Genomic DNA, 14,004 nt, shown 5'->3' on the forward strand with positions numbered 1-14,004 from the left:
TTCTCCGCTGCTGCTCGCTGGCCGGACCGGGCGGCGGGTCAGCCGTGGCCGTTGAACGCGTCGCGCATCCGGGAGAAGAACCCGCCCTGCTTGGTCAGCTCGGCGACCTCCTCGCCCCGGGCCTTGGCGAACTCCCGCAGCGTCCGCTCCTGCTCGGCGTCGAGCTTGGTCGGGGTACGCACGTCGAGGTGCACGTAGAGGTCACCGCGGCCGGTGCCGCGCAGGTGCGGCACGCCGCGCCCGCGCAACCGCAGGGTGGCACCCGGTTGGGTGCCCGGCTTGACGTCCACCGGCTCGTCGCTGTCCAGGGTCCGGATGGTCAGCCGGGTGCCGAGCGCCGCGGCGGTCATCGGCACGGTGACCCGGCAGTGCAGGTCGTCGCCCTTGCGGGAGTAGACGTCGTGCGGCCGCTCGTGGATCTCGACGTACAGGTCACCGGCGGTGCCCCCGCCCGGCCCGACCTCGCCCTGCTGGGCCAGCCGGATCCGCATCCCGTCCTCCACCCCGGCGGGGATCTTGACGGTCAGTGAACGTCGGGTCCGCACCCGGCCGTCGCCGGAACAGGTGGTGCAGGGGTGCGGGATGACGGTGCCGTAGCCCTGGCAGGCGACGCAGGGCCGGGACGAGACCACCTGGCCGAGGAAGGTCCGTTGCACGGACTGGACCTCGCCGCGCCCGCCGCACGCCTCGCAGGTCGCCAGGTGGGTGCCGGCCGCGGTGCCCGCGCCGGAGCATGTGGTGCAGATCACCGCGGTGTCGACGGTGATCGGCGCTTCCACGCCGAACGCGGTGTCGGTCAGATCGAGTTCCAGGCGCAGGATCGCGTCGGCGCCGGGACGGGTCCGCGACCTCGGCCCACGGGAGCCGGCCGCCGCCCCGAAGAAGGCGTCCATGATGTCCTGGAAGCCGACGAAGGGGCCGGCCCCGCCGGGGCCGCCGCCGGGCGCGCCGCCGGGTGCCAACGGGTCGCCACCAAGGTCGACGATCTGCCGCTTCTGGTCGTCGGAGAGCACCTCGTACGCGGCGTTGATGTCCTTGAACTTGTCAGCCGCCACCGGATCCGGATTGACGTCCGGATGGTACTGCCGGGCCAACTTGCGGTAGGCCCGCTTGATGTCGTCAGCGGAGGCGTCCCGGCTCACGCCGAGAATCCCGTAGTAGTCCTTGGCCACTGCGTCTGGTGTCCTCATGTGTCAGTCTCGCATGTGCAGTTCGCCGGGTCGGTTATCCTGCCCGCCGGTCAGTTCTGCGCCAGCAGATCGCCGACGTAGCGTGCCACGGCGCGAACCGTGGCGATGGTGCCGGGGTAGTCCATCCGGGTGGGCCCCAGCACGCCGAGGCCACCGACGATGACGGTGCCCGGACCGTAACCGGTGCTGACCACGGATGCGGCCCGCAGGTTGTCGATCTCGTTCTCGTCGCCGATGCGGACCCGCAGGGTGCTCGGCTCCACCTCGCCGATCAGTTTGAGCAGGACGACCTCCTCCTCCAGTGCCTCCAGTATCGGACGCAGGGAGCCCTGGAAGTCGAGTAGTCCCCCTCTGGTCAGGTTAGCGGTCCCGGCCAGCGCGATGCGTTCCTCGTGCCGCTCGACCAGCGTCTCCAGCAGGACCGTCGAAAGCGTGGTCATCGCCGGTCGCAGGTCCGATGGCGCCTCGTCGACCAACGCCTGGACCAACGGCGGGGTGTCGGAGAGCCGACAGCCGTCGAGCTTCTCGTTGGCCAGCCGACGCAGGTCGGTCACGTCGTCGGCACTGATCGGGGCCGGCAGCTCCACCAGTCGCTGCTCGACCCGGCCGGTGTCGACGATCAGGACCAGCATCAGCCGGGTGGTCGAGATCGGCACCAGCTCCAGGTGCCGTACCGACGACCGGGACAGGCTCGGGTACTGCACCACCGCGACCTGGCGGGTGAGCTGGGCGAGCAGCCGGACGGTGCGGTGCACGACGTCGTCGAGGTCGACGGCGCCGGCGAGGAAGCGTTCGATCGCCCTGCGCTCCGCCGGGCTGAGCGGTTTCACCCGGGACAGCCGGTCGACGAACAACCGGTAGCCACGGTCGGTCGGGACCCGCCCGGCGCTGGTGTGCGGCTGCCGGATGTAGCCCTCCTCCTCCAGCACCGCCATGTCGTTACGGACGGTCGCCGGTGACACTCCGAGCTGGTGCCGCTCGACCAGCGCCTTGCTGCCGACCGGCTCCTGAGTGGCGACGTAGTCCTCGACGATCGCCCGAAGCACGTCGAGTTTGCGGTCGTCGAGACCCATCTGCACCTCCTCCGCTGGCACCGGTCGGACCGGTCCGAGGCTACGGCCCCGGCCGTCGCGGCGGCCGGTGGGTGGCCGGACCGACGACGGACGCCCTGCTGGCACTCGCCTGTTGTGAGTGCCAGCATACGTCGATCGGGCCGGGCCGGCGATGATCAGTTCGCCGGGCGGGGGCGTACCGGGCGATATGTCACCAAGGGCACTCACCCGGGTCGGATCGGTCGGCCGGCGGGGCTCCGCAAGCCGGCCGGCGGGGCTCCGCAAGCCGGCCGGCGGGGCTCCGCAAGCCGGCCGGCGGGCCCCACACAAGCCGACCGACCAGCGGAGACGGCCTGCCCGGACGGGAAAATCGTCGGCGGGGCTAACTGGCGCGGCTTGATCCGTCCCCCTACCGTGTCGGGCATGACTGAACCACCTCGCCCACCAGGGGAGAACGGTCCCGGCGGCATGCCGCAGGACCCCAACTCCCCGCCGCCACCTCCAGCGTCCTACTCGATGCCGGGCGAGGCCTCCTCTCCCGGATACCCCCCGCCGCCCAGCGGCGCCGGCGGATATCCCCCGCCCGGCGGTTACCCGCCCGGCGGTCCGGCGTACGGAGGTCAACCCCCGTCCGGCTACGCCACCAACGACGACAAGACCTGGGCCCTGATCGCCCACTTCGGTGGCGCCCTGGGCGCGTTCATCAGCTTCGGACCGCTCGGCTTCGTCGGCCCGCTGATCGCCTACCTGGTCAAGGGTCAGCAGTCACCGGCCGTACGGGCGCACGCGCTGGCCGCGCTCAACTTCCAGATCCTCTGGTCGGCGATCGCCTTCGTGCTGCTCTTCGTCAGCTGGTGCCTGTTGTTCATCCCCAGCCTGGTGGTGTTCGCGATCCAGATCATCTTCGGGATCATCGCGGGCGTTAAGGCCAACGAGGGGACGCTGTACAAGTACCCGATGTCCGCCAACTTCATCAAGTGACACCGCTCGCCCCCGGATCCGTACCGGCTCCGGGGGCGTCACCGGTGGCGGGCAATGCGGGCCACGCCACGCAAGGCAGCCCAGCAGCGGGTCTCACGGGAGCAGGTCCCGGACGACCGCGTCGGCCAGCAGCCGGCCGCGCAGGGTCAGCACCGCCTGCCCGGCGGCGAGCGCGCCGGGGTCGAGCAGCCCGTCGTCGCCGGCTTGACGGGCCGCGATCCGGCCGGCCGGGGCCAGTCGCGCCAGCGGCAGCCCACTGGCCAGCCGCAGCCCCAGCATCACCTCTTCGACCTGCTGCTCGGTGCCGGTGAGTAGTTCCCGGCCGTGGCCGGGCGACCGTCCGGCGGCCAGCCGCTCGGCGTACGACCGGGGATGCCGCACGTTCCACCAGCGGACCCCGCCGACGTGGCTGTGCGCCCCCGGCCCGAGCCCCCACCAGTCACCGCCGGTCCAGTACAACAGGTTGTGCCGGCACCGGCCGGCGGCCGACCGGGCCCAGTTCGACACCTCGTACCAGTCGAATCCGGCGCCGCTCAGCGCCGATTCGGCGGCGAGGTAGCGGTCGGCGGCGACGTCGTCGTCGGGATACGGCAGTTCGCCGCGCCGCATCCGGGCCGCCAACCGGGTGCCGTCCTCGACGATCAGCGCGTACGCGCTGACGTGGTCCACCCCGGCCGCCACCACCGCCGCCAGCGACTCGGCGAAGTCCGCCGCGCTCTCCCCCGGCGTACCGTAGATCAGATCGAGATTGACGTGCTCGAATCCGGCCTCCCGGGCCTCCCGGGCGGCGGTGACCGCGCGGCCCGGCGCGTGCCGGCGGTCCAGCACGGCGAGCACCGCCGCTGCGGTCGACTGCATGCCGAGTGACACCCTGGTGTAGCCGGCGGCCCGCAGCGCCCGCAGCGACGCCGGGGTCACCGACTCCGGGTTGGCCTCGGTGGTGACCTCCGCGTCGACGGCCAGCCCCCAGGTGGCGTCGATCGCGTCGAGCAGCCGGGCCAGCGCGTCGGCGGGCAGCAGGCTCGGCGTGCCGCCGCCGACGAAGACCGTGTCCACCTGCCGTGGCGGGCGGTCGGCCAGCACCTTCGCGGCCAGTTCCAGCTCGGCCAGTACGGCGTCCAGGTACTCCCCGACCGGTGCGCTGCCGCCAAGTTCGGCGGGCGTGTACGTGTTGAAGTCGCAGTAGCCGCAGCGGGTGGCGCAGAACGGCACGTGCAGATAGACCCCGAAGCCGCGCTGGCCGCTGCGGGCGAGCGCGGACGGCGGCAGCGCCCCGTCGGCGGGCACCGGCGTACCGGCGGGTGGTGCTCCTGGCATGGGACTAGTGTGCCGGCATGGATGAGCCCCGACCCACCAGGTCCGCGCAGCCACTGATCCGTACGGCCACCGCCGCCGGGATCACCACCCTGACCCTGGACAGCCCGGGCAACCGCAACGCGCTGTCCACCCCGCTGATGACCGAACTGCTCGCCGGCCTGGCCGAGGCGGTCGCCGACCCGCAGGTCCGGGTGGTGGTGCTGAGCCACACCGGTCCGGTCTTCTGCTCCGGCGCCGACCTGAAGGAGACCGCCGAGGCGTACGCGACCCGACAGGTGCCGGTCGGGATGCTCGGCGACGTGCTGGCGGCGCTCTGGGAGTGCCCCAAGCCGGTGGTCGCCCGGGTCGGCGGCCCGGCGCGGGCCGGCGGGCTGGGGCTGATCGCCGCGGCCGACATCGCGATCTGCGACGCGGCGGCCACCTTCGCCTTCACCGAGGTACGGCTCGGAGTGGTCCCGGCGGTGATCTCCGCCACTGTGCTGCGCCGGCTGCAGCCGCGGGCGGCGGCGCAGCTGTACCTCACCGGTGAGCTGTTCGATGGTGCCCGGGCGGCGCAGATCGGTCTGGTCAGCGCCGCCGTACCGGCCGGGGAGCTGGACGCCGCGGTGACGGCGAGCTGCGCCGCGCTGGTCCGGGGCGCCCCGGGCGCCCTGGCCGGCACCAAGCAGCTGCTCCGCCGCACCCCGGCGGCGGACGTTCGGGCCGAGACGGCTGAGCTGCGTGAGCTCTCCACCGGATACTTCCTCTCCGAAGAGGGCCGCGAGGGCGTACGGGCGTTCCGCGACAAACGCGACCCGAGCTGGCTGCCGGGGCGGTGACCACGGATAGTCGCCCCGAAACGGGGTATCTCCGACGTAAGGGGTCGAGGCGTACGGCGTAAGGGCCGGCGTACGACAAGCGCGGGACCCGCTCCCGCTGGACGACACAACCGTCCCTGGTGTACCAAAGGTCCCAGCAACACGCGTGGGGGTGACGGTGCGGGCTCGGACGGTGCTGGTGCTGGTCGCCGTGCTGGCGGCAATCGCCCTGTTGGGCGGGGTCGGCCTGGGCCGGTGGATCGGCGATTTCGCGTTGCCCGGTGGCTGGCGGGGCTGCACGGTCGAGCTGCCCGACTCCATGCCCGGGGCTGGCGACGGCCAACTGCGTCGGGTGTCGCTCGATCCGGAGCAGATGGCGAACGCCGCCACGATCGCGGCGATCGGGGTGCAGCGTCGGCTGCCGCCCCGTGCCGTGGTGGTGGCGCTGGCGACCGGGTTCCAGGAGTCCAAGCTGCGCAACCTGACCGGCGGCGACCGGGATTCGGTCGGGTTGTTCCAGCAGCGGCCCAGCCAGGGGTGGGGCACGGTCGAGCAGATCAGCGACACCAGGTACGCGACGAACGCGTTCTACGCCGGCCTGGAGCGGGTCCGGGGTTGGCAGGACATGCGGGTCACCGATGCCGCCCAGGCGGTCCAGCGGTCGGCCTTCCCCGAGGCGTACGAGAAGTGGACCGACGAGTCACAGGTGCTCACCGCGGCGCTGCTCGGCGAGGCCACCGGCGCGGTCGCCTGCACGGTGACCCGGGATCCGGTGATGCGCGGTGCCGAGGCGACGGCGGCGCTCACCGACAATCTGCGGCTGGACTGGGGCGGCCTGGAGTCACTGCTGCCGGTGCCCACCACACCGTCACTGAGCGTCCCGGTGGAGAACCCGCAGGCCGGGTGGCGATATGCGCACTGGCTCGTTTCCCATGCCACTGATCATGGCGTCAAAAGGGTCACGTTCGGCGATCAGGAATGGACTGCGGAAGGCGGCAGTTGGTCGTCGATTTCCGACGGGGACATCGAGACCGGGCGGGTGATGGCGGAGGTCTTCGCCTGACGTCGACAACCGGCCCCCTGGTTGCATATCTTAACCGACAGTTAGCGCAACATACGGCAAACTATGCGATCCGGACATTTTGCACGACGGACCTGTACCGAAAGTGCGTGCCCCGACACCTCACGTGCAATCAGCTGTGGCCAACCACACGGCCCGCGAATTGCTGACAATCGGCCCGGGCGGGCCGGCCGAGAGGCGGGCTAGGATCGGCATCCGCCAGGCCCGAAAAAGGGCGCACCACCGACAGGACGGGAAAGCTGTGTTCGATTACGGCGGGCGGACCGGTTACGAAGCGATCAGCGACATCGACCGCAAGGAGTTCCACGAGCAGGGCTTCCTCCTGCTGCGCAACGTGCTGACCGAGGACCACCGGGCAGCGCTCGAGGCCGCGGTCGACCGGGTGTACGCCGAGGAGAAGGCCGCCGGCAAGACCACCGCCGACGGCACCCTGCACCTGCTGGGCTTCCTGGACCGCGACGAACTCTTCGGCGACCTGCTCACCCATCCGATCGCGTTCCCCTACATGTGGGGGCTGGCCGGTTGGAACATCTACACCCACCACAACCACCTCGACGTCACCCCACCGGCGCTGGAGCCGGAGAAGCCGTACTGGGGATGGCACCAGGACGGCTACCGGCAGAACTCCGACCCGGAGACGATGGACCCGAACCTGCCCCGGCCGATGTTCTCGCTGAAGGTGGCCTACGTCCTGTCCGACCTGTCGGAGACCGGCCGCGGCGCCACCAAGGTGATCCCCGGCAGCCACCTGCGCAACTCGCTGCCCCGCCCAGCCGACCTCACCGTGCAGAACCCGGATCCCGAAGGCACGGTCGAGATCACCGCGAACCCGGGCGATGCGTTCATCTTCGACCGCCGGCAATGGCACTCCCGGTCGACCAACCTGTCGACGATCACCCGCAAGATGCTGTTCATCGGGTACACCTACCGCTGGATCCGCCCGTTGGACGAGTTGCATGTCGACAAGGACAGCCAGTGGTGGGCGAACCGGACGCCGGTGCAGCGTCAGCTGCTCGGCGAAGGCACCCACACCGCAAACTACTGGGGCATCAACTGGAACGGCTACATCGACGACGAGATCCCGCTCCGTAAGGAACTCAAGGAGCGTGGGCTGCTCGACCGCAGCGTCCCCTGGCTGCGCTGACCTGCGGCAACCGGGTCCGTCGTCGGCGTCCGCCCCGGCATCTGCCGGGATGGGCGCCGACGACGGACCCGGTGCCGTCAGCTGTCGATCGGTCAGTCCGTCGGCCGACCGCTCGGTCAGTCGACCCGGCCAGTCAGTACCGGCTCATGCTGCGCCGGCCACCGACCCCGACGACCAGCGCCACACCAACCGCGGCAAGGATCACCTGCACGAAGAACTCCCGCCAGTCGAAGCCGGCGGTGCTGGCGAAGCCGCCGGCACGGGCGATGACGGTGCCCAGCAGGGCGGCGCCGACGCCGATCAGCATGGTCAACCAGATCGGGATGTTCTGCTTGCCCGGCACGACCAGACGGCCGAGCGCACCGATGATGAGGCCGACGATGAGAGCGGTGATGATTCCCATTACGGTCATTGTTCATCCTCCTTGTCGGAGATGTCGCGTTGTCCTTGGTGACCGCTAAGTTCCCGGCCATCGCGACAACCAAACCGATTCATCTCCGCCGGACGAGCAACCGCGTCAACGTCCGAAGGATGCCGCCACGTCCCGTACCGCCGCATCCATGGTCGCGAAGGCCAACGGCGGCGGCTCGGCGAGGGCGAACCAACCGCACTCGGTGGCCTCGGCCGAGTCGAGTCGGACCCGGTCGCTGGCCAGGGTGGCCAGGAAGAAGCACTCCAGCACGCTCAACGTCTCGTCCTGGAATTCGTACTCACCCAGGTAGAGACCGATTAGCGCACCGAGCTCGACCTCGACGCCCAACTCCTCCCGGCACTCGCGCAGCGCCGCCGACCGGGGGTGTTCCGCCCCGTCGCAGAATCCGCCAGGAGTTTCCCACTGACCGGCCCGGGGCGGCTTGGCCCGCCGGATGGCCAGGAACCGGGTCCGGGCCGGGTCGGTCACCACCACGTTGACAGTCGGCCGGGAATTCTGGAACAGCTGGTAGTCACAGCCACCGCAGCGCACCGGCGGCGGACCGGGAAGCCCGGCCCCGCACCGTGGGCAGTACGCCGCGCTTGGTCCGTACCCACGGGGGATCACCGCTTGCCGCCGGACTTCCCGTCCGAGCCACCGCCGTCCGAGGTGGACAAGGCCGCGATGAACGCCTCCTGCGGCACCTCCACCCGGCCGACCATCTTCATCCGCTTCTTGCCCTCTTTCTGCTTCTCCAGCAGCTTGCGCTTACGGCTGATGTCGCCGCCATAGCACTTGGCCAGCACGTCCTTGCGGATCGCCCGGATCGTCTCCCGGGCGATCACCCGGCTGCCGATCGCCGCCTGGATCGGCACCTCGAACTGCTGGCGCGGGATGAGATTGCGCAGCTTGGCGGCGATCGTCGTGCCGTAGCTGTACGCCTTGTCCTTGTGCACGATCGCGCTGAACGCGTCCACCGGCTCACCGTGCAGCAGGATGTCCACCTTGACCAGGTCCGACGGCTGCTCGCCGGAGGGCTCGTAATCGAGCGAGGCGTAGCCCTTGGTGCGACTCTTCAGCTGGTCGAAGAAGTCGAAGATAATCTCGGCGAGCGGCAGCGTGTAGCGCAGCTCGACCCGGTCGGCGGAGAGGTAGTCCATGCCCTGCAACGAGCCGCGCCGGCCCTGGCACAGCTCCATCACCGCGCCGACGTAGTCGTTCGGGGTCAGTACGGTGGCCCGGACCACCGGCTCGTGCACCTCGGCGATCTTGCCGGTCGGGTACTCGCTCGGGTTGGTGACGGTGGCCGTCCCGCCGTCCTCCATCACCACCTGGTAGACCACGTTCGGGGCGGTCGAGATCAGGTCGAGGTTGAACTCCCGCTCCAGCCGCTCCCCGATGATCTCCAGGTGCAGCAGGCCCAGGAAGCCGCAGCGGAACCCGAAGCCGAGCGCGCCGGACGTCTCCGGCTCGTAGGTCAACGCCGCGTCGTTGAGCTTCAGTTTGTCCAGCGCCTCGCGCAGCGCCGGGTAGTCGGAACCGTCGATCGGATACAGCCCGGAGTACACCATCGGCCGCGGGTCCTTGTAGCCGCCGAGCGGCTCGGTCGCCGGCCGGCCGTTGATGGTGACGGTGTCCCCCACCCGGGACTGCCGGACGTCCTTCACCCCGGTGATCAGGTAACCGACCTCGCCGACACCGAGCCCGGTCGCCTTGATCATCTCAGGTGAGATCACCCCGATCTCCAGCAGCTCGTGGGTCGCGCCGGTGGACATCATCTTGATCCGGTCGCGGGCCTCGATCCGCCCGTCGATCACCCGGACGTAGGTCACCACCCCCCGGTAGACGTCGTACACCGAGTCGAAGATCATGGCCCGCGCCGGTGCCGCCGCGTCACCGACCGGCGGGGTGAACTGGCGGACGATCTCGTCGAGCAGGTACGGAACACCTTCGCCGGTCTTGCCGGAGACCCGGATGCAGTCGGCCGGATCGCCGCCGATCAGATGCGCCAACTCCTCGGCGTACTTCTCCGGCTGCGCCGCCGGCAGGTCGATCTTGTTGAGCACCGGGATGATGTGCAGGTCGTTCTCCAGCGCCAGGTACAGATTGGCCAGCGTCTGGGCTTCGATCCCCTGCGCCGCGTCGACCAGCAGCACCGCGCCCTCGCACGCGGCGAGTGAGCGGGACACCTCGTAGGTGAAGTCGACGTGCCCCGGGGTATCGATCATGTTGAGCACGGCCGACTCGCCCTGGCGTTCACCGGCGCGGATCGTCCAGGGCATCCGTACCGCCTGGCTCTTGATCGTGATGCCGCGTTCCCGTTCGATGTCCATCCGGTCCAGGTACTGGGCCCGCATCTGGCGCGGGTCGACCACCTCGGTGAGCTGGAGCATCCGGTCGGCGAGGGTCGACTTGCCGTGGTCGATGTGCGCGATGATGCAGAAGTTCCGGATGCTGCCGGGTTCGGTGGCACCGGGGGCGTTCACGCCGGAATCGGGCGTCGGAGGCACGGTGGTCCGTTCTGCTGGGCTGGAGTCCGTCGTCTCAGCCGGCGTCGCCGGCCGCAACCTATGTTCCCACGCCCCGATCGTCGAGGTGCCCATGCCCACCACTGGGCCACCACCTAGCGCGGCTGCCAACGCCGGATGCCGGCCGGGTGCCGCTGCCGGGGTTCGTGGCGGCGGCGCGGCAGGATGGAGGGGTGGCTACAGTGCGGTTGCCCGCTATCCGGTACGACGCGACATCGGTTCGACCCGCCTGGGCGGACCTTCCACCCGATCTGCGCGCGGCGATCTGCGGTCGGCTCGGCAGCCCGGTGACCTGGGCGACCAGCGCCGGCGGCGGCTTCACCCGGGGCTTCGCCGCGACCCTGACCACCTCCGCTGGCGAGCGGGTGTTCGTCAAGGCCGCGTCGTTGGTCGAGCAGCGGCACCTCAGCGACTGGTACGCCCGCGAGGCGGCGCTGACGGCGGAACTGCCGGCCCAGGTGGCGGCGGCCAGGCCGCGGTGGACACTCACCACCGCCGGCTACTTCGTACTCTGTCTCGACGCGGTCGACGGCCGGATGCCGGCGCTGCCCTGGGCTCCGGCCGAGCTCGACGCGGCCCTGGCCAGTTGGGCTGGCGCGGCCCGCGCCCTGCGCCGGCCGCCGGCCGGACTGGTCAACATCGGTTTGCCCCGGCTGGCCGACCTGGCCAGCGCCGACCTGGCCTGGTGGCAGGAGATAGCCGCCGGCCGGGAAGCCATGCCGGTGTTCGACACCGACACCGACGGCGACGGGCTGCTCCGGCGGCACCTGCCAGAGCTGGCGTCGCTGGAGGCGGACCTGCCCCGCCTGGCGTCCGACGACGGGGTCATCCACGGCGACCTGCGCCTCGACAACCTGCTGATCGACCGGACCGGGATGGCGTGGATCTGCGACTGGACCTGGGTGTGTCACGGTCCCGCCTGGTTCGACACGGCGAGCCTGCTGGTCACCGCGTACGCCAGTGGCCTCGACGCGGACACGCTGTTCGCCCGGCACCCGACCGCGGTCGACGCGCCGCCCGGCGGGCTGGACGCGGCGCTGGCGGCGCTCTCCGGCTACTGGCTGACCCGGGCGTCCGCCGGGCCCACCGGCGCCTCCCCGCACGTCCGCGCCCACCAGCGGTTCAGCGGGGAGACGGCGCTGGCCTGGCTGGCCGCCCGGCGCGGTTGGCCCGGCCCGTTTTGGCCGGCGCACCGGTGAACTGGTAACCTTGCCCTTCGCGCGTGGCGACACGCGCCGCCAGCATGCATCCCGGTTGTCGGGCCCGGCCATCCGTCGGACTCCCGATATCTGTCCGGACCGGCCACTGCGCCGGACCCGGTCACCGGGATGACTCGGGCGGCCGCGTACGCCGCAGGCGGATTGTCATTTTGGTCGTTTCGATTTCGGATGAGCAGGGCGAGGCTGTCGCGTGGCGAACATCAAGTCCCAGATCAAGCGCAACCGGCAGAACGAGAAGCGTCGGCTGCGGAACAAGTCGGTCAAGTCGGCGCTGAAGACCGCCGTCCGCAAGTTCAACGAGGCCAACGCGAACGGCGACACCGAGCAGGCTGCCGCGCTGATGCGGGAGGCCAGCCGCAAGCTCGACAAGGCCGTCAGCAAGGGCGTGATCCACAAGAACCAGGCGGCGAACCGCAAGTCCGCGATCGCCAAGCGCCTGCAGTCGATCGGCTCCTGACGAGCCCGTTCCCACCGACCAGCCGACCTCGCGGATCAGCCGACCCGCGAGGTCGGCTGGTCCGTTTCGGGTGACCGATGCCACCAGCTGGCTCCGACCCGGCTGAGCTGCGCCAGTCCCGACCCAACTGGTTTACGTCACTCGGGGTACCGGCGGTTGGTGCTCGCTGAGCTGACCGGTGTGGAGCACGTCCAGTAGCACTGTCGGCGCGGCAAGCGCAGCAGCGGTCGCGGTCGCGGTCGCAGGGCTGGGCGGGACGGTCTGCAGGAGTACCGTCGGCGCCGCGAGGGCCGCACAGGTCGCCGCTGAAGCAGTAGCCGTCGCTGCGGTCGCCTCGACGTGGGCACCACCGATCCGCCTGATCCGGATACCGGGAACAATCTGGACGCCCGGGCCGGTCTGGATGCCGGGGCCGGTGCCGCCGGCCGGAAACGCCGGTCCGGTCCGAGTCCCGATCACCGGCTGTACGTGCTGCCCGGCCGCTGGGACCACCTCGCGACGGAACATCTCCTGTTCCCGCTCGGGGACCAGCTCCGCCGACCGCTCGACCGCACCGGCGACCAGATCGTTGATCTTCACCATGACAGCCACCGCGACCGGCAGGACCAGCATGCCCCACCAGGGGATCAGTTCTGCCAGGGCGAGCAGCCCACCCAGTACGAAGCTGCCCTCGAAGAAGGCCAGACAGGTCAACCCGCTGGGCTGCACGTACCGGAGCCGCAGCGCTCGGGCGTAGAGCGGTGGCAACTCGTCCTCGACGGCATCCTGCTCGTCGGTCGGGTCCTGATGGTCAGGCGGATCCCGATGGTCGCGACCGCTCACCGCTGATCACCACCGCTGCGACGGGCCTGCGCGACCGCGACAACGGCCCGCTCCAGCGCGTAGTCCCGGTCGTCCGAGCCGCCCTTGACATCGGCGTTGCACCGCGCCGCCGCGTGCATGGCATCGACCAGGCCTTCCGCGCTCCAGCCCCGGCTCTGCCGTTGCGCACGCTCGATCTTCCACGCGGGCATGCCGAGACTGCTCGCCAGCTGGTACGGGCTCCCCCGACCGGCGGACGCGACCCGGGCCACGGTGCGGATGCCGTCGGCGAGCGCGTCGGCGATCGGCACCGGGTCTACTCCGACGTGCAGGGCCCACCGCAGTGCTTCCAGGGCTCCCGGCACGTCGCCGATGATCGCCGCGTCGGCCACGGTGAATCCGCTCACTTCGGCACGCCCCCGGTAGTACCGGGCCACGGTCGCCGCGTCGACCCGGCCGCCCGTGTCGGCCAGCAGTTGGGCGCAGGCCGCGGACAGCTCCCGCAGGTCGTTGCCGACGGCGGCGAGTAGCGCCTCGGCGGCGTCGTCGGTGCACCTGCCGCCGACGCGGCGGAACTCGTCGCGGACGAAGGCGACCCGTTCCCGGTGCCCCTTGAGCTTGGCCGCCGGCACCACGGTCGCCCCGGCCGACCGCAGCCCGTCGGCGAAGGCCTTCCCTTTGGCGCCACCCGCGTGGGTGACCAGCAGCGTCACGTCCGGATCTGGTTGCTTCGCGTACCCGAGCAACGCGGCGGTCAGGTCCTTGCGGGCGTCCTGGCCACTGCGCAGGACGAGCAGTCGCCGACCGCCGAACAGGGACGGGCTGAGCATCTCGGCGACCTCGCCGGCACTGACCGCGCCCGCCTCGTACTCCCGGACGTCGGCGTCGGGATCGGTGGCCCGGGCAGCCTGGACGGCTTCCGTCACAGCCCGAGTGACCAGAAGTTCCTCGTCACCGAGCACGAGTACCACGGCGGGCGGGGCGGCAATTTTCACGCCCGCCATAGTCGCACGGGTCGTAGCAC

General features: G+C 70.8%; 14 protein-coding genes. 6 read left to right on the top strand and 8 right to left on the bottom strand.

All coding sequences use genetic code 11. From position 1 onward, the window contains the following. Positions 1 to 38: 38 nt before the first annotated feature. Positions 39 to 1,172 carry a molecular chaperone DnaJ gene (dnaJ, locus tag ACN27J_RS11480; protein WP_281555662.1) on the bottom strand — a complete coding sequence of 378 codons (1,134 nt, stop codon included), beginning with the start codon at positions 1,170 to 1,172 and terminating at the stop codon, positions 39 to 41. 68 nt (positions 1,173 to 1,240) lie between these two features. Continuing rightward, entirely contained in the window at positions 1,241 to 2,263 is a 1,023-nt protein-coding gene (gene hrcA / locus ACN27J_RS11485) for a heat-inducible transcriptional repressor HrcA (protein WP_123604906.1), read from the bottom strand. Positions 2,264 to 2,665: 402 nt separating this feature from the next. On the opposite strand from hrcA, the gene ACN27J_RS11490 reads away from it, so the two are divergent. Next, on the top strand, positions 2,666 to 3,223 hold the full coding sequence (locus ACN27J_RS11490; protein WP_421365860.1) for a DUF4870 domain-containing protein: 558 nt from the start codon (positions 2,666 to 2,668) through the stop codon (positions 3,221 to 3,223). Between the two features lie 93 nt (positions 3,224 to 3,316). Here the strand turns inward: ACN27J_RS11490 and hemW are convergent, their stop codons facing one another. Next, positions 3,317 to 4,540 carry a radical SAM family heme chaperone HemW gene (hemW, locus tag ACN27J_RS11495; RefSeq protein ID WP_421365862.1) on the bottom strand — a complete coding sequence of 408 codons (1,224 nt, stop codon included), beginning with the start codon at positions 4,538 to 4,540 and terminating at the stop codon, positions 3,317 to 3,319. 17 nt (positions 4,541 to 4,557) lie between these two features. Here hemW and ACN27J_RS11500 point away from each other — a divergent pair, with 17 nt between their 5' ends. The 3 genes from ACN27J_RS11500 to ACN27J_RS11510 all read left to right on the top strand — a co-directional run bounded on the left by ACN27J_RS11500 (position 4,558) and on the right by ACN27J_RS11510 (position 7,562). Next, complete coding sequence (locus tag ACN27J_RS11500; protein ID WP_421365865.1) at positions 4,558 to 5,358, top strand: enoyl-CoA hydratase-related protein; 801 nt, start codon at positions 4,558 to 4,560, stop codon at positions 5,356 to 5,358. Between the two features lie 151 nt (positions 5,359 to 5,509). Continuing rightward, the gene (locus ACN27J_RS11505) at positions 5,510 to 6,400 is read left to right on the top strand and encodes a hypothetical protein (protein WP_421365868.1); all 891 of its coding nucleotides are present in this window, start codon (positions 5,510 to 5,512) and stop codon (positions 6,398 to 6,400) included. A gap of 259 nt (positions 6,401 to 6,659) precedes the next feature. After that, complete coding sequence (locus ACN27J_RS11510) at positions 6,660 to 7,562, top strand: phytanoyl-CoA dioxygenase family protein (RefSeq protein WP_421365871.1); 903 nt, start codon at positions 6,660 to 6,662, stop codon at positions 7,560 to 7,562. Between the two features lie 133 nt (positions 7,563 to 7,695). Here the strand turns inward: ACN27J_RS11510 and ACN27J_RS11515 are convergent, their stop codons facing one another. The 3 genes from ACN27J_RS11515 to lepA all read right to left on the bottom strand — a co-directional run bounded on the left by ACN27J_RS11515 (position 7,696) and on the right by lepA (position 10,484). Further along, a complete protein-coding gene (locus tag ACN27J_RS11515) occupies positions 7,696 to 7,974 on the bottom strand; it encodes a GlsB/YeaQ/YmgE family stress response membrane protein (RefSeq protein WP_278170675.1) in 279 nt (92 codons plus the stop codon). Between the two features lie 105 nt (positions 7,975 to 8,079). Beyond that, complete coding sequence (locus ACN27J_RS11520; protein ID WP_421365873.1) at positions 8,080 to 8,601, bottom strand: NUDIX hydrolase; 522 nt, start codon at positions 8,599 to 8,601, stop codon at positions 8,080 to 8,082. Further along, positions 8,598 to 10,484 (bottom strand): translation elongation factor 4, encoded by a 1,887-nt coding sequence (lepA, locus tag ACN27J_RS11525; protein ID WP_421365876.1) that lies wholly within the window; start codon positions 10,482 to 10,484, stop codon positions 8,598 to 8,600. Before lepA ends, ACN27J_RS11520 begins: the two co-directional genes overlap by 4 nt. 191 nt (positions 10,485 to 10,675) lie before the next feature. Between lepA and ACN27J_RS11530 the strand changes: the two genes are divergently transcribed. Together ACN27J_RS11530 and rpsT are read left to right on the top strand one after the other, a co-directional pair. Further along, entirely contained in the window at positions 10,676 to 11,701 is a 1,026-nt protein-coding gene (locus tag ACN27J_RS11530; RefSeq protein WP_421365879.1) for a phosphotransferase, read from the top strand. A 211-nt stretch (positions 11,702 to 11,912) separates the two neighbouring features. Further along, on the top strand, positions 11,913 to 12,179 hold the full coding sequence (gene rpsT, locus ACN27J_RS11535) for a 30S ribosomal protein S20 (protein WP_278170679.1): 267 nt from the start codon (positions 11,913 to 11,915) through the stop codon (positions 12,177 to 12,179). A 132-nt stretch (positions 12,180 to 12,311) separates the two neighbouring features. Here rpsT and ACN27J_RS11540 read toward each other — a convergent pair whose 3' ends face one another. Both ACN27J_RS11540 and holA read right to left on the bottom strand, forming a co-directional pair. After that, positions 12,312 to 13,001 carry a hypothetical protein gene (locus ACN27J_RS11540; RefSeq protein ID WP_421365881.1) on the bottom strand — a complete coding sequence of 230 codons (690 nt, stop codon included), beginning with the start codon at positions 12,999 to 13,001 and terminating at the stop codon, positions 12,312 to 12,314. After that, entirely contained in the window at positions 12,998 to 13,984 is a 987-nt protein-coding gene (holA, locus tag ACN27J_RS11545; RefSeq protein ID WP_421365883.1) for a DNA polymerase III subunit delta, read from the bottom strand. The genes ACN27J_RS11540 and holA overlap by 4 nt, the downstream gene beginning before the upstream one ends. Positions 13,985 to 14,004 lie beyond the last annotated feature (20 nt).

This window comes from Solwaraspora sp. WMMB762 (assembly GCF_049179115.1).
In the GTDB taxonomy this organism is placed as follows: Bacteria; Actinomycetota; Actinomycetes; order Mycobacteriales; family Micromonosporaceae; genus Micromonospora_E.